This window comes from Delftia sp. ZNC0008 (assembly GCF_000799035.1).
GTDB classification, from domain to species: Bacteria; Pseudomonadota; Gammaproteobacteria; order Burkholderiales; family Burkholderiaceae_C; genus Comamonas; species Comamonas tsuruhatensis.
In genome coordinates this window covers 1-13,779 of sequence record NZ_JTKZ01000468.1, presented here as the reverse complement: position 1 = coordinate 13,779, position 13,779 = coordinate 1, and the positions used below count along the sequence as shown (strand labels likewise).

The window sequence follows — 13,779 nt, the reverse complement described above, 5'->3', positions numbered from 1 at the left end:
CCGCGTTGATGTTCGGCTTTTACTTCGTCATGAGCTGGACGCCCAAGCTGCTGGCCGCCTCGGGCCTCACGCCCGAGCAGGGCGTGACCGGCGGCGTGCTGCTGAGCCTGGGCGGCATCCTGGGCGCCACCTTGCTGGGCCTGCTGGCGGCGCGCTATCCCGTGCACCGCGCACTGGCCGGCTTCATGCTGGCCACGGCCGTGCTGCTGTGCTTCATCGTGAGCAATCCGGGCTCGCTGTTGCTGTCGTATGCGCTGGCCTTCCTGATCGGCGTCTTCGTCAACGGCTGCGTGGCCGGGCTCTATGCCATCGCGCCCATGGTCTATGGCGGCGAGGTGCGCGTGACCGGCGTGGGCTGGGGCATAGGCATAGGGCGCATCGGCGCCATCGTCTCGCCCATGGTCGCGGGCTCGCTGCTGGACGCCGCGTGGTCGCCCAGCCAGCTCTATGTGGGCTATGGCCTGGCCTTCGTGTTCGCGGCCTGCATCGTGTCGCTGCACCGGCTGCAGGGGCCCGAAGCCGGCAGGCCCGCAGCCACGGGCCGCACGCTGTCGGCGCATTGAGCGCGACTTGCAGACAAGAAGGAGAACCCCATGACCGAATGCACCACCATTGCACCCGCCTCCACGCCTGCCTCCACGCCTGCCTTCCCGCTGGACCAGTGGTATGTCGCCGGCTTTGCCTGGGAGCTGCAGGACGCGCCACTGGCACGCACCCTGCTGGGCCGGCCCGTCGTGCTGTTTCGCACGCCCGATGGCAGCGTCGCCGCGCTGGAGGACCGCTGCTGCCACCGCGAGCTGCCGCTGTCCTGCGGCACGGTGGAGGCGCGGGGCCTGCGCTGCGGCTACCACGGCCTGCTGTTCGACCGCGCCGGCCAGTGCCTGGAGATTCCGGGCCAGCAGCGCATACCGCCCAAGGCCTGCGTCAAGTCCTTCGACCTGCGCGAGCGTGACCAGATCCTCTGGATCTGGATGGGCGCCACGCCCGATTCCGTGCCCGCGCAGGAGCCGCCCGCCTATCCCGTGCACGGCGATGCGCGCTACCGCTTAGGCGGCGATGTCTACCACTACGACGCGCCCTACCAGCTCATCCACGACAACCTGCTGGACCTCAGCCACCTGGGCTATGTGCACCTCAAGACCATTGGCGGCAATGCCGGCATCCACATGAATGCGGAGCTGCAGGTCCGCCAGGACGGGGACAGCGTCACCGTGCTGCGCTGGATGCCCGACTCCGACCCGCCGCCCACCTATGCGGCGGCCTGGCCGTTCGCGGGCCGCATCGACCGCTGGCAGGAGGTGGAGTTCCACCCCTCGCACGTGTGCATCTGGACCGGCGCCATGGACGCAGGCAGCGGCCGGCTCGACGATCCGCAGCGCGAGGGCTTTCACATGCGGGGATTTCACGGCGTGACGCCGGAGACCGAGCATTCGGCCCACTACTTCTGGACCATTGCCACCAACCCGCATCCCGACATGCAGGACACCACGCGCCTGGTGATCGACCAGACGGCTGCCACCTTCGAGGAGGACAAGGTCGTCATCGAGGCCCAGTTCCGCAACCAGCAGCGCTTTGGCGCACGCCCCGTCATCGATATCCACGTGGACGCCGGCCCCAACCGCGCGCGCCGCGTGATCAGCCGGCTGCGCGAGGCCAGCGCCCGGGCGCTGGCGGCGGCCTGATTTTTCCGAACCCATCCCTTTCCGCGATTTCTTCCCATGCAAGCCAACCCCATCCTCCAGGTGCGCGTCGCGCGCAAATGCGCCGAGGCGCAGGACATCTGCAGCCTTGAACTCGTGCCGCTGGACGGCCAGAGCCTGCCCGCCTTCACGGCCGGCTCGCACATCGACCTGCACCTGCCCGGCGGCCTGGTGCGCCAGTACTCGCTGTGCAACGACCCGCAGGACACCGGCCGCTACGTGGTCGGCGTGCTGCGCGAGGCCGCCTCGCGCGGCGGCTCGGCCGCCGTGCACGAACAGGTGCAGGAAGGCCAGCAGATCGCCATCGGCGCGCCGCGCAACCACTTCGCGCTGCATGCGGGTGGCCCTGCGCGGCATCTGCTGCTGGCCGGCGGCATAGGCATCACGCCCGTGCTGGCCATGGCGCGCCAGCTGGCGCGCGAGGGTGCCGACTTCGAACTGCACTACTGCGCGCGTTCGCGCGAGCGCATGGCCTTCACGGCCCTGCTGCAGTCCATGCCCTGGGCCGACCGCGTGCACCTGCATGTGGATTGCGAGGGTGCGCTCGACATGGCGCAGCTCCTCGGCGCCCCGCAGGCGGGCCTGCACCTGTATGTCTGCGGCCCACGCGGCTTCATGGACGCGGCCCTGGGCATGGCTCGCGCATCGGGCTGGAGCGAGGACCGCCTGCACTACGAATTCTTTGCAGGCGAGGCCGTGCAGCGCGAGGGCGATGCCGGGTTCGAGATCGAGATCGCCAGCACCGGCCAGGTGGTGCGCGTGGCGCCGGAGCAGACCGTGGTCCAGGCCCTGGCCGGTATCGGCGTGGAGGTGCAGACCTCGTGCGAGCAGGGCGTGTGCGGCACCTGCCTCACGCGTGTGCTCTCGGGCGAGCCCGAGCACCGCGACATGTACCTGACCGACGACGAGCAGGCCGCCTGCGACCAGTTCCTGCCCTGCTGCTCGCGCGCGAAATCCGCCCGGCTGGTGCTGGACCTGTAGCGCTGGATCCGGCCGGCCGGCGCACAATGAGGTTTTCCCCAAGGCCCGCCCTGTGGCGGCGGGCGCCGCCTTCCTGCCATGCAACCTGCCCTGCTCGTGCTCAACTTCAATACCGAGGCCCATCTGCGCCAGATGGCCCAGGCCTTTCCCTCCTTCGACCTGCTCTACGCGCCCGACGCCGCCCAGTGCGAGGCCGCCATCGCCGAGCACGGCACGCGCATACAGGCCGTGCTGACCATAGGCTCCATCGGCCTGTCGGCCGCGCAGATGCAGCGCATGCCCGCCCTCAGGCTGGTCTGCGCGCTGGGCGCGGGCTACGAGAACATCGATGTCGCCCATGCGCAGGCCCACGGCATTGCCGTGGGCAACGGCGCAGGCACCAATGACGACTGCGTGGCCGACCATGCCATGGGCCTGCTGATCGCCTCCGTGCGCGGCCTGGTGCGCCTGGACCGCGCCACGCGCGACGGCGTCTGGCGCACCGCCATGCCGCTGCCGCCCAATGTCTCGCACAAGCGCCTGGGCATCCTGGGCATGGGCGCCATCGGCGCCAAGATCGCCCAGCGCGCGCTGGGCTTCGAGATGGAAATCGGCTACCACAACCGCAGCCCGCGCAGCGGGCTACCCCACCGCTACTTCGGCGACCTGCTGTCCCTGGCGCAATGGGCCGATGTGCTGGTGGTCGCCACGCCGGGCGGCCCGGGTACGCGCCATCTCGTCAACGCCCAGGTGCTGGACGCACTGGGCCCGCAGGGCCATCTGGTCAATATCGCGCGCGGCAGCGTGGTCGATACCGCCGCCCTGGCCGCCGCCGTGCGCGAAGGCCGCCTTGCCGGAGCGGGCCTGGATGTCTACGAAAGCGAACCCGCGCCCCCAGCCGAACTGCTGGACCTGGACGCCGTGGTGCTCACCCCCCATGTGGGCGGCTGGTCGCCCGAAGCCGTGCAGGCCTCGGTGGACCGCTTCATCGCCAACATGCGCTGCCACCTGGAAGGCCGCCCGCTGGTCTCGCCCGTCACGGCCTGAGGCCGGATTCAGCCCTTTACCTCCCAAGAGCTGCTGCCAGGTGCAGCAGTCCCATGACCAGGCAGATGGCTGAGGACACATGCCAGAAGCGGTCGCTGTTGTCCGGAAAGCGTGGTTTCAACCACGGATAGGCCACGGCCCGCGCCACCAGCACCAGGCCGGCCCCGGCCAGCACCGGGCGCATGAAGGGCAGGGGGCCCAGCAGGCCCGCGCCTGCCAGCGCATACCCCGCCAGCAGCGACAGAACCACGCCGATGGCCGCCGACACCAGCGGCGGATACCAGTGCCCGGCCTCGGCCATGCGCGCCATGCGCTCGCCGGCACCCATGAGCCGCAGCCCACGTCCCCCCCAAACGATGCAGGCGAAGTGGGCCAGCGCGGCCGCCGTGTCGAACAGGGCGGCGGCCAGGGCCAGCAGTTGCACGCCCTTCACGGCAGGGCTTCCCACGCGCCGGTGTGCTGATGCTTCTTCATGGTGTATTCCTTGGGATTTGCTGCAATGGTCGGCCACTGTAGTGCTTAAACTCCGGGCAGAAAACTCGCCTTGTGCTCAGGTTTTGCCGCATGCCCTCCCATACCTCCGCTACCACTGAATCCCAGAGAAGAAGACAGCCCGTGCAGGCCCGTGCGCAGCGCACGCTGGAGGCCATTCTTCAGGCAGCAGCTCAGATTCTGGTCAACGAGGGCGAAGCCGCGCTCACCACCAATCGCATTGCCGAGCGCGCAGGCGTCTCCATCGGCACGCTCTACCAGTACTTCCCCGACAAGCAGGTCGTCTTGCGCGCCATGGTCGATGGCCAGCGCCTTGCGGCCGTCGCGGCCATCGAGACCTGGCTGGAGCAGGCGTCGGAACAGCGCCTGCCGCGCGAGGCCGTGGCGCGCGGCGTGGTCGCCTGCATCGTCGAGGGCTTTGCGGGCCGCACGCCTGCGCGGCGCAAGCTGGCGCGCTTTGCCTGGCGCCAGGATGGTGACGAGCGCATTGCCCTGTCCATGCGCGAGACCGCCGAGCGCATGGCCGCCCACCTGCAGCGCTGGGGCGGCCCCTCGCTGTCCTATGCGCGCCTTTACGTGGCCACGCGGGCCGTGCTGGGCACGGTGCGCTTCGCCTCGCTGGAGGCCTCGCCGCTGATCGCCTCGGGTGCACTGGAGGAGCTGCTGTGCGAGATGGGGACAGACATGTTGCTGGGTGGCGTGCAGGGCGCCGGCGCTGCTGCCTCATAGAGGCTGTTCCATTCGCCGAGGCCATCATGGGGCATGGCGTTCGTTGATGGCGTGCCGGAGGCCCGGGCTGTTCCTGCGCAGCAGGATGGCGAAAAAAAAAGGCCCCGCAGAGCGGGGCCTTTTGCTTCTACCGGAGTGTGCGATCAACCGATAGCATTCTAACGAGTTCGCGCGGCAATGGCTTTCTCCGCCACATCCACCAGGTCGGCGCCGACCTGCTGCTTCCACTTGTCGTAGACGGGGCGCGTGGCCTTGACGAAGGCTTCGCGCTCGGCCGGCGTGAGCTGGGTCACGGTCACGCCGTTGGCGGCCAGGTCCTTGAGCAGGGGCTTGTCGGCCTCGATCATGCCCTTGCGCGCGATCACGACCTGCTCCTTGGCCGCGTCCACGGCGGCCTGGCGCACGATGTCCTGGTCTTCCTTGGTCCAGGTGGCCCAGATGTCCTTGTTGACCACGAAGATCAGCGGATCGTTGATGTAGCCCCACAGCGTCAGATGCTTCTGGCCCACAGACTGCAGCTTGGCGGCCATGTAGACCGAGACGGGGTTTTCCTGGCCGTCCACGGCGCCGCTGGCCATGGCGGGCTGGGCATCGGCCCAGCTCATCTGCGTGGGGTTGGCGCCCAGCGCGGTGAAGGTGTCCAGGAACAGCGGCGAGCCCACGACGCGGATCTTCAGGCCCTTGAGGTCGGCAGGGGTCTTGATGGCGTGCTTGGAGTTGCTGATCTCGCGGTAGCCGTTCTCGCCCCAGGCCAGCGGCACCACGCCGGCCTTGTCCAGGCGCTGGAACAGGCGCTTGCCGGGCTCGCCATGCGTGAGCGCGTCGGCGGCCGCGTAGTCGGGCATCAGGAAGGGCAGGGCGAACAGGTTCAGCTCCTTGATCTGGGGCGACCAGTTCAGCGTGGAGCCCACGGCCATGTCGATCACGCCCTGGCGCAGCGCGCTGAATTCGCGCGTCTGGTCGCCCTGGATCAGGGACACGCCTGGGTAGAGCTTGATGTTGATGCGGCCGTTGGTGCGCTCGCGCACCTTGTTGGCCCAGATCTCGCCGCCCTTGCCCCAGGGAAAGGCCGTGCCCAGCACCAGCGACATGCGGTACTCGCTCTTGTACTTGGCCGGTGTTTGCGCCACTGCGGGAGCGGACGAAAGGGCCAGGGCCGCCGCTGCGGCCAGGCCGCTGGCGAGGAAAGTGCGAAGTTTCATTGCGAAGGTCTCCTTGTTGAATTTTTGGGAAATCAGTAGCCCAGGCGTGCTGGGAGCCAGAGAGCCAGCTGCGGGAAGGCGATCACGGCGATCATCACCAGGAACATGGCCAGCAGCATGGGGCCGACCCAGCGCACGGTGGACTCCATGCGCACGCCCGCGATGCGGCAGGACACCATCAGGTTCACGGCCAGCGGCGGCGTGAACTGGCCCAGCGCCACCTTGAGCGTGAGGATGACGCCGAACCACACCGGGTCCCAGTGGTAGTGCTGCATGATCGGCAGCAGCAGCGGCACGAAGATCAGGAAGATGGAGATGCCGTCCAGGAACATGCCCACGGTGATCAGCAGCAGGATCAGCAGCGCCATCACGCCGTACTCGCCCAGGCCCGATTCCACGATGGCCTTGGCCACCGGATCGATCACGCCCAGCGTGGACAGCGAGAACGCGAATATGCCGGCCAGCGACACCACCAGCAGGATCACGGCCGACAGCTCGCCGGCCTCGCGCAGGATGGGATACAGGTCGCGCAGCGTGATGGTGCGGTGGATCACCATGCCCACGAACAGGCCGTAGAACACGGCCACCACGGCGGCCTCGGTAGGGGTGAACCAGCCGGCGCGCATGCCGCCCAGGATCAGCACCGGGGCGGCCAGGCCCCAGGAGGCCTCGCGCAGGCTGCGCCAGAACGGCGGGCGCGGCATGGACGATTCCAGCGCACCCATCCTGTGCCTGCGCGACATCCACACGGCCGGAACGATCAGCGCCACGCCGGCCAGGATGCCGGGGATCATGCCGGCCGCAAACAGCGCCGGCACCGAGGCGCCGGGCACCAGCACCGAGTAGATGATGAAGGCCACGGACGGCGGGATCAGGATGTCGGTGGCCGCAGCCGCGCCCACCACGCTGGCCGAGAAGCTGCCGGGATAGCCGGCGCGGCTCATGGCCGCGATCATCACGCCGCCCACGGCAGCGGCATTGGCCGGGCCCGAGCCCGAGATGCCGCCCAGGAACATGGCCACGGCAATCGCCACCAGGGGCAGCATGCCGGGGCCGCGGCCCACGATGGCCACGGCGAAGTTCACCAGGCGCAGCGCCACGCCCGAGCGGTCGAAGATCGAGCCCACGAGCACGAACATCGGAATCGCCAGCAGCGGGTACTTGCCCAGGCCGGCATAGAAGTTCTGCGGCACTGCCAGCAGGCCGAACCACTGCGTGTCGGGGCTGGCCAGCGCGATGGCGGCCGCACCTGCCAGGCCCAGGGCCGCGCCGATGGGCACGCCCAGGAGCATCAGGCCCAGGAAGGCGATGAAGAGCAGGGTCGCGATCATGGCGCCTTCTCCTCGTCCACGAATGCGCCGGGGCGCCCCTGGCGCAGGAACAGTTGCAGCGCGCGCAGCGTGATCAGCGCCGAGCAGATGGGCAGCCACATCGAATACCACCACTGCGGCACGCCGATGCCGGGCGAGGTTTCCTCGAAACGGTAGTCGTCCCAGACCACGCGCACGCTCAGTGCGGCGATCACCGCGAACAGCAGGGCCACCATCAGCGTGCCGAAGCGCGCCAGGCGCTTCCTGCGCAGGGCGCTGCCGCCTTCGGCGAAGTATTCGATGCGGATGTGGGCGTTGCGCGCCACGGCCGCCGAGCCCGCGACCATGGCCAGCAGGATCATCAGGAAGACCGAGATTTCCTCGGTCCACGCGAAGGACGAGGAGGTGAAGTAGCGCACCAGCACATTGGCGAAGGTGATCAGGGCCAGCAGGGCCATGATGACCACGGTGAGCCAGTCCTCGATGCGCAGCGAACGCGGCTCGTCCGGCTGGGAAGGCGTCTCAGCGGCGCCGTTTTCGGTGGGAGGGGATGACATGGACGCGGGGAGTCAGAAAATTACACATGGCGGGGCAGATGCAGTCACTGAGCTTCCTCGGCGTCGTGTGCCGGGGGCCGTGAGGAAAAAATGTCACATTGGGTAAATGCGGCGCAGCGCCATTATGTGCGCATACGAGCGCCGCATCAGATGGCGGTTTCCTCAGTGTGGCGGCCCATGCGGGACGATGATACGGGCATGCCCGGCGTGGAGGCACCGAGGAAGGGCCTACGCCGGCCGCGCCGCCCCGCACCGAGGGTGTCGTCCCCCTCCCGGAGAGAGAGGGGGAAGCGGCGTAGCCGCTCAGGGGGTGCCTTCCATCACAGCGGATAATGGCGGGCATGGAAACCAAATGGCTAGAAGATTTCGTCAGCCTGGCTGAAACACGCAGTTTCAGCCGCTCCGCCCAACTGCGGCATGTGACGCAACCTGCGTTCTCGCGCCGCATCCAGGCACTGGAGGCCTGGGCCGGCACCGACCTTGTGGACCGCAGCTCCTACCCGACCCGGCTCACGCCGGCCGGCAAGACCATGTATGACCAGGCGCTGGAAATGCTGCAGTCGCTGCAGAGCACGCGCACCATGCTGCGGGCCCATGTCAGCGCGGGCAAGGGCATGGTGGGGTTTGCCGTGCCGCACACGCTGGCCTTCACCTTCTTCCCGAACTGGGTCTCCAGCGTGCAGGCCAAGTTCGGGCCGTTCCGCAGCCGGCTGTTCGCGCTCAACGTGCACGACGCCGTGATGCGCCTGGTCGAGGGCGGCTGCGACCTGCTGATCGCCTACTTCCATCCGTCCCAGCCCTTCCAGCTTGACCCGGCGCGCTACGAGATGGTCAGCCTGGGCCATGAGGTGCTCGCCCCCTACGCCAGGCCCGACGCCGACGGCCTGCCGCTGCACCAGCTGCCGGGCCGCCAGGGCCAGCCGCTGCCCTACCTGGGCTATGCGCCGGGCGCCTACCTGGGCCGCGTGACGGAACTCATCCTCAAGGAAGCGGCCGAGGCCGTGCACCTGGAGCGCGTCTACGAGACCGACATGGCCGAAGGCCTCAAGGCCATGGCGCTGGAAGGCCATGGCGTGGCCTTTTTGCCATTCAGCGCCGTGCGCAACGAGCTGGAGGCCGGCCGCCTGGTCAGCGCGGCACCTGCCGGTGACGACGGTTTCCGCATGGACATGGAAGTGCGTGCCTACCGCGAAAAACCCACCAGCAAGGATGCGCCCCAGGGCGTGGCCGGCGCGCTGTGGAACTTCCTGCTGGAGCAGGGCGAGACCATCGGCTGACACGCCAGGCGGCACACATGAAGACAAAGGGGCTCTCGAGCCCCTTTTTGCTGCACGCTGGTGCACGGCAAAGCCCGTCAAGAGACCGACTTGGTGCATGGGTTATGCCTAGGGTAAACACCTATTATGCATGGCATGCATAAGGGTTTCTGCAAACGGCATTGGCTGTGCTGCCACGCCTGGCATTAGAGTGCGCGCACAGCAGCCACGCCGTGTGCAGGCCCGCAGGCGCGCTGGATCGGGCAAAAAACGCGTGCCATGGCACGGCAGTTGCTTACCTGAATCTGGCTGACGTGCTGGAAAGCCCTAGCACGTGTCGGTGCTCCAGCACCGTGCGTGATTGCACAATATGTGTCACATCGTTGATAGTTCGAGCCAGCCCACAAGGCGACTCGACCGTTCTCATCAAGACCGTTTTCGTTCTCATCTCAGGAGACCCGTATGAAGAAGCATTTGTTGGCCATCGCCGTGACCGCCCTGGCTGCAGGCAGCGCTTTTGCGCAGGCTGGCGACACCCTGGCCAAGATCAAGTCCTCCGGCGCCGTGACGCTGGGCGTGCGTGAATCCTCCGGCCTGGGCTATACGCTGGGCAATGGCAAGTACGTGGGCTTCCACACCGAGATGGGCGAGCGCGTGCTGGCCGACATCCAGAAGCAGCTGGGCCTGGCCAAGCTGGACATCAAGTACCAGCCCGTCACCTCGCAGAACCGTATCCCCCTGGTGACCAATGGCACCGTGGACATCGAGTGCGGCTCCACCACCAACAGCCAGGCCCGCCAAAAGGATGTGGCCTTCGCCGTGACCACCTATGTGGAAGAAGTGCGCATCGCCGTCAAGGGCAACTCCGGCATCACCGGCATCAAGGACCTGAACGGCAAGACCATCGTCACGACGACGGGCACCACCTCGGTGCAGACCCTGCGCAAGAACAAGCGCGCCGACGGCCTGACCTTCAAGGAAGTCATGGGCAAGGACCACGCCGACAGCTTCCTGATGCTGGAAACCGGCCGTGCCGACGCCTTCATCATGGACGGCTCCATCCTGGCCGCCAACATCTCCAAGTCCAAGGCACCTGCCGACTACAAGATCGTCGGCGAAACCCTGTCGGTCGAGCCCATCGCCTGCATGCTGCGCAAGGACGACCCCGCCTTCAAGAAGGCCGTGGACGACTCCATCAAGCGCCAGATCGCCGACGGCTCCCTGGCCAAGCTCTATGACAAGTGGTTCATGCAGCCGATTCCCCCGGCCAACGTGAAGGTCGGCCTGCCGCTGTCCGACGCCACCAAGGACGCATGGGCCAACCCCAACGACAAGCCCATGGAGTCGTACGAAGTCAAGTAAGCACCAGCTGAATGCCGCCCCTTCTGCCATGCGGTTGGAAGGGGCGTTTTTTGTTGCGGCGCCGTTTTTGCCGGTAGTGCATTTTTCAAGAATCTGAATAAAGAGGTGCTCCTATGAGTTGGGATTGGCAGGTGTTCTGCCAGGACACCATTACCCAAGAGGTCGGTCAAAGCTGCTTCGGCAAGAACGGCGACATCACCTACCTCGACTGGATGCTGTCGGCCTGGGGCTGGACCATTTCCGTGTCGCTGCTGTCGCTGTTGATCGCATTGATCGTCGGCTCGCTGATCGGCACGCTGCGCACGCTGCCCGACCGGCCGTGGATCGTGCGGCTGGGCAATGCCTGGGTCGAACTGTTCCGCAATATTCCGCTGCTGGTCCACATCTTCATGTGGTACCACGTGGTGCCGTCCATCTTCCCCGCGCTGAAGTCCCTGCCGGGCTTCGTGCTCGTGGTGCTGGCGCTGGGCTTCTTCACCTCGGCCCGTATCGCCGAGCAGGTGCGTTCCGGCATCCAGGCGCTGCCGCGCGGCCAGCGCTATGCGGGCATGGCGCTGGGTTTCACCACGTTCCAGTACTACCGCTACGTGCTGCTGCCCATGGCGTTTCGCATCATCATTCCGCCGCTGACCAGCGAGACCATGAACGTGTTCAAGAACTCGTCCGTGGCGTTTGCCGTGTCCGTGGCCGAACTGACCATGTTCGCCATGCAGGCGCAGGAAGAGACTTCGCGCGGCATCGAGATCTACCTGGCCGTCACCGGCCTGTATGTGGTCTCCGCCTTTGCCATCAACCGCATCATGGCCTTCATCGAGAAGCGCTCGCGCGTCCCGGGCCTGATCGCTGCCAGCGGCGGAGGACACTGACATGAACCTGCAAATCGACTGGTCGTTCTTCACCTGGGACCTGTTCAGCAACTTCGTGCTGAAGGGCCTGTACTTCAGCCTGACGCTGACCGTCATCGCCACCATCGGCGGTGTGCTCTTCGGCACGCTGCTGGCGCTGATGCGCCTGTCGGGCAAGAAATGGCTCGATGTGCCCGCCACGCTCTACGTCAACGGCATGCGCTCCGTGCCGCTGGTGATGGTGATCCTGTGGTTCTTCCTGCTGATGCCGCTGATCATCGGGCGGCCCATCGGCGCCGAGGTCTCGGCCATCATCACCTTCATCGCCTTCGAGGCGGCCTACTTCAGCGAGATCATGCGCGCGGGCATCCAGTCCATCCCGCGCGGCCAGGTCTTCGCGGGCCAGGCCATGGGCATGACCTATGGGCAGAACATGCGCCTCGTGGTGCTGCCCCAGGCCTTCCGCAACATGCTGCCCGTGCTGCTGACGCAGACCATCATCCTGTTCCAGGACACCTCGCTGGTCTACGCCATCGGTGCCTACGACATGCTCAAGGGCTTCGAAGTGGCCGGCAAGAACTACGGCCGTCCCATCGAATCCTATCTGGCCGCTGGCGTGACCTACTTCGTGCTGTGCTATTCGCTGTCCTGGGCAGTGAAGCGCCTGCACAAGAAAATTGCCATCATTCGATGAGCCAGCACCCCATTGAGGAATTGCAATGATTGAACTCAAGAACGTTTCCAAGTGGTACGGCAGCTTTCAAGTGCTGACCGACTGCTCCACCAACATCCAGAAGGGTGAGGTCGTGGTGGTCTGCGGCCCGTCGGGCTCGGGCAAGTCCACGCTGATCAAGACCATCAACGCGCTGGAGCCCTTCCAGAAGGGCGAGATCTTCGTGGACGGCGTGGCCGTGCACGATCCCAAGACCAACCTGCCCAAGCTGCGCAGCCGCGTGGGCATGGTGTTCCAGCACTTCGAGCTGTTCCCGCACCTGTCGGTGACCGAGAACCTGACGATCGCCCAGGTCAAGGTGCTGGGCCGCAGCGCGGACGACGCCAGGAAGCGCGGCCTCAAGATGCTGGACCGCGTGGGCCTGACGGCGCACAAGGACAAGTTCCCGGGCCAGCTGTCGGGCGGCCAGCAGCAGCGCGTGGCCATTGCGCGCGCGCTGTCCATGGACCCCATCGTGATGCTGTTCGACGAACCCACCTCCGCGCTGGACCCCGAAATGGTCGGCGAAGTGCTGGACGTGATGATTGGCCTGGCCAACGAAGGCATGACCATGATGTGCGTGACCCACGAAATGGGCTTTGCGCGCAAGGTGGCCAGCCGCGTGATCTTCATGGACGTGGGCGGCAAGATCCTGGAGGACTGCTCCAAGGACGAATTCTTCGGCAACCCGGAAGCGCGCCAGCCCCGGACCAAGGAATTCCTCAACAAGATCCTGCAGCACTGAACCGGTGCGGCCCTTGCGGGCACGACAATCAAGGGGGCGCTTCGGCGCCCCTTTTTTGTGGCCGCGGCGAGACGATGATGAGAATCGTTCTCGATACAATCGCCGGCTCAGCTGTTTGCACCGTGCTCCAGATCCCGCCCCCATTTCCCCGCCACCGGACAATTTCCACATCCGCCGTGCCATGCCTGCCATGAAGCGCGACGACGCCCCGGGAGAGCCCGGTGGCCATTCCCGCAGTCTCTACACCCGCTGGCGCAAGCCGCTGCAGCGCATGCTGGCGCGGTACTTCAAGAGCCCGGCCGATATCGAGGATGCCTCCCAGGAAGTCTTCGTGCGCATGCTGTCGGCCGACAAGCGCCTGCCTGTGGACGAAGAGCGGCCCTATCTGCATCAGGTCGTGCGCAGCGTGGCGGCCTTCACGCACCGCACGGCGCCGCAGCAGGCCGGTGTGCGGCTGGTGTCCGTGGAGGATTGCTGCGACGAGGTCGAGGCCCTGCCGGCCCGCGACGGAGCCGACCATGCGCTGGACGATGAGCGCCGCCAGCGCCTGGCCCGGCTGCGCGATGCCCTGAACGAGCTGCCCGAGCGCCAGCGCCAGGCCTTCGTGCTGCACCGCGTGCAGGAACTGACGCTGGAGCAGACGGCCGAGCGCATGGACATCACCGTGCGCATGGTCTCGCGCCACCTGAGCCGGGCACTGTCCTATTGCGAGATCCGCGTACGCTACGCCAGCGCCGAGCAAATGCGTGCCCTGCTGCGCGCAGACGAGCAGCGGCCGGGCGCCGCAGAGAACACACGATGAGCAACGAACTTCCCCCGGGCGTTTCGCCGCAGGAGCTGGTGGGGCTGCATGACAACGCGG

15 protein-coding genes are annotated in these 13,779 nt (G+C 66.9%); 11 read left to right on the top strand and 4 right to left on the bottom strand.

The features are described 5' to 3' along the window. The 4 genes from L995_RS15920 to L995_RS15905 all read left to right on the top strand — a co-directional run. Positions 1–563: MFS transporter (locus L995_RS15920; protein WP_047472587.1), on the top strand; the 563-nt coding region annotated here is incomplete at its 5' end. 30 nt (positions 564–593) lie between these two features. After that, positions 594–1,682: an aromatic ring-hydroxylating dioxygenase subunit alpha gene (locus L995_RS15915; protein ID WP_047472586.1), complete on the top strand. Its 1,089-nt coding sequence runs from the start codon at positions 594–596 to the stop codon at positions 1,680–1,682. Positions 1,683–1,718: 36 nt separating this feature from the next. Next, a complete protein-coding gene (locus L995_RS15910) occupies positions 1,719–2,681 on the top strand; it encodes a PDR/VanB family oxidoreductase (protein ID WP_047472585.1) in 963 nt (320 codons plus the stop codon). Positions 2,682–2,759: 78 nt separating this feature from the next. After that, on the top strand, positions 2,760–3,707 hold the full coding sequence (locus L995_RS15905) for a 2-hydroxyacid dehydrogenase (protein WP_016451798.1): 948 nt from the start codon (positions 2,760–2,762) through the stop codon (positions 3,705–3,707). Between the two features lie 16 nt (positions 3,708–3,723). On the opposite strand, the gene L995_RS15900 is transcribed toward L995_RS15905, so the two are convergent. Next, the gene (locus L995_RS15900) at positions 3,724–4,155 is read right to left on the bottom strand and encodes a hypothetical protein (RefSeq protein WP_231574448.1); all 432 of its coding nucleotides are present in this window, start codon (positions 4,153–4,155) and stop codon (positions 3,724–3,726) included. A 116-nt stretch (positions 4,156–4,271) separates the two neighbouring features. On the opposite strand from L995_RS15900, the gene L995_RS15895 reads away from it, so the two are divergent. Then, on the top strand, positions 4,272–4,928 hold the full coding sequence (locus tag L995_RS15895) for a TetR/AcrR family transcriptional regulator (protein WP_047472583.1): 657 nt from the start codon (positions 4,272–4,274) through the stop codon (positions 4,926–4,928). Positions 4,929–5,086: 158 nt separating this feature from the next. On the opposite strand, the gene L995_RS15890 is transcribed toward L995_RS15895, so the two are convergent. Genes L995_RS15890 through L995_RS15880 form a run of 3 tightly spaced genes read right to left on the bottom strand, consistent with a single transcriptional unit; the run spans position 5,087 to position 7,997 of the window. Then, positions 5,087–6,130 carry a DctP family TRAP transporter solute-binding subunit gene (locus L995_RS15890; RefSeq protein WP_016451795.1) on the bottom strand — a complete coding sequence of 348 codons (1,044 nt, stop codon included), beginning with the start codon at positions 6,128–6,130 and terminating at the stop codon, positions 5,087–5,089. Positions 6,131–6,162: 32 nt separating this feature from the next. Next, positions 6,163–7,461: a TRAP transporter large permease gene (locus tag L995_RS15885; RefSeq protein WP_016451794.1), complete on the bottom strand. Its 1,299-nt coding sequence runs from the start codon at positions 7,459–7,461 to the stop codon at positions 6,163–6,165. Then, positions 7,458–7,997 (bottom strand): TRAP transporter small permease, encoded by a 540-nt coding sequence (locus L995_RS15880; RefSeq protein ID WP_016450270.1) that lies wholly within the window; start codon positions 7,995–7,997, stop codon positions 7,458–7,460. The genes L995_RS15885 and L995_RS15880 overlap by 4 nt, the downstream gene beginning before the upstream one ends. 341 nt (positions 7,998–8,338) lie before the next feature. Between L995_RS15880 and L995_RS15875 the strand changes: the two genes are divergently transcribed. The 6 genes from L995_RS15875 to L995_RS15850 all read left to right on the top strand — a co-directional run bounded on the left by L995_RS15875 (position 8,339) and on the right by L995_RS15850 (position 13,719). Next, positions 8,339–9,274, top strand: coding sequence for a LysR substrate-binding domain-containing protein (locus L995_RS15875; RefSeq protein ID WP_016450271.1), 936 nt, complete (start codon positions 8,339–8,341; stop codon positions 9,272–9,274). A gap of 441 nt (positions 9,275–9,715) precedes the next feature. Then, the gene (locus L995_RS15870) at positions 9,716–10,615 is read left to right on the top strand and encodes a transporter substrate-binding domain-containing protein (RefSeq protein WP_016450272.1); all 900 of its coding nucleotides are present in this window, start codon (positions 9,716–9,718) and stop codon (positions 10,613–10,615) included. A gap of 113 nt (positions 10,616–10,728) precedes the next feature. Beyond that, positions 10,729–11,481 carry an amino acid ABC transporter permease gene (locus L995_RS15865; RefSeq protein ID WP_016450273.1) on the top strand — a complete coding sequence of 251 codons (753 nt, stop codon included), beginning with the start codon at positions 10,729–10,731 and terminating at the stop codon, positions 11,479–11,481. Position 11,482: 1 nt separating this feature from the next. Then, positions 11,483–12,154, top strand: a complete 672-nt coding sequence (locus L995_RS15860; RefSeq protein ID WP_016450274.1) for an amino acid ABC transporter permease — start codon at positions 11,483–11,485, stop codon at positions 12,152–12,154. Positions 12,155–12,179: 25 nt separating this feature from the next. Beyond that, entirely contained in the window at positions 12,180–12,917 is a 738-nt protein-coding gene (locus L995_RS15855) for an amino acid ABC transporter ATP-binding protein (protein ID WP_016450275.1), read from the top strand. Positions 12,918–13,098: 181 nt separating this feature from the next. Continuing rightward, complete coding sequence (locus L995_RS15850) at positions 13,099–13,719, top strand: RNA polymerase sigma factor (protein WP_047472582.1); 621 nt, start codon at positions 13,099–13,101, stop codon at positions 13,717–13,719. Positions 13,720–13,779 lie beyond the last annotated feature (60 nt).

Bases quoted from the DNA above. Each gene is read 5' to 3' on its own strand.
- L995_RS15915 (WP_047472586.1), top strand. From the start codon at position 594: ATGACCGAATGCACCACCATTGCACCCGCCTCCACGCCTGCCTCCACG.
- L995_RS15910 (WP_047472585.1), top strand. From the start codon at position 1,719: ATGCAAGCCAACCCCATCCTCCAGGTGCGCGTCGCGCGCAAATGCGCC.
- L995_RS15905 (WP_016451798.1), top strand. From the start codon at position 2,760: ATGCAACCTGCCCTGCTCGTGCTCAACTTCAATACCGAGGCCCATCTG.
- L995_RS15895 (WP_047472583.1), top strand. From the start codon at position 4,272: ATGCCCTCCCATACCTCCGCTACCACTGAATCCCAGAGAAGAAGACAG.
- L995_RS15890 (WP_016451795.1), bottom strand. From the start codon at position 6,130: ATGAAACTTCGCACTTTCCTCGCCAGCGGCCTGGCCGCAGCGGCGGCC.
- L995_RS15885 (WP_016451794.1), bottom strand. From the start codon at position 7,461: ATGATCGCGACCCTGCTCTTCATCGCCTTCCTGGGCCTGATGCTCCTG.
- L995_RS15880 (WP_016450270.1), bottom strand. From the start codon at position 7,997: ATGTCATCCCCTCCCACCGAAAACGGCGCCGCTGAGACGCCTTCCCAG.
- L995_RS15875 (WP_016450271.1), top strand. From the start codon at position 8,339: ATGGAAACCAAATGGCTAGAAGATTTCGTCAGCCTGGCTGAAACACGC.
- L995_RS15870 (WP_016450272.1), top strand. From the start codon at position 9,716: ATGAAGAAGCATTTGTTGGCCATCGCCGTGACCGCCCTGGCTGCAGGC.
- L995_RS15865 (WP_016450273.1), top strand. From the start codon at position 10,729: ATGAGTTGGGATTGGCAGGTGTTCTGCCAGGACACCATTACCCAAGAG.
- L995_RS15860 (WP_016450274.1), top strand. From the start codon at position 11,483: ATGAACCTGCAAATCGACTGGTCGTTCTTCACCTGGGACCTGTTCAGC.
- L995_RS15855 (WP_016450275.1), top strand. From the start codon at position 12,180: ATGATTGAACTCAAGAACGTTTCCAAGTGGTACGGCAGCTTTCAAGTG.
- L995_RS15850 (WP_047472582.1), top strand. From the start codon at position 13,099: ATGCCTGCCATGAAGCGCGACGACGCCCCGGGAGAGCCCGGTGGCCAT.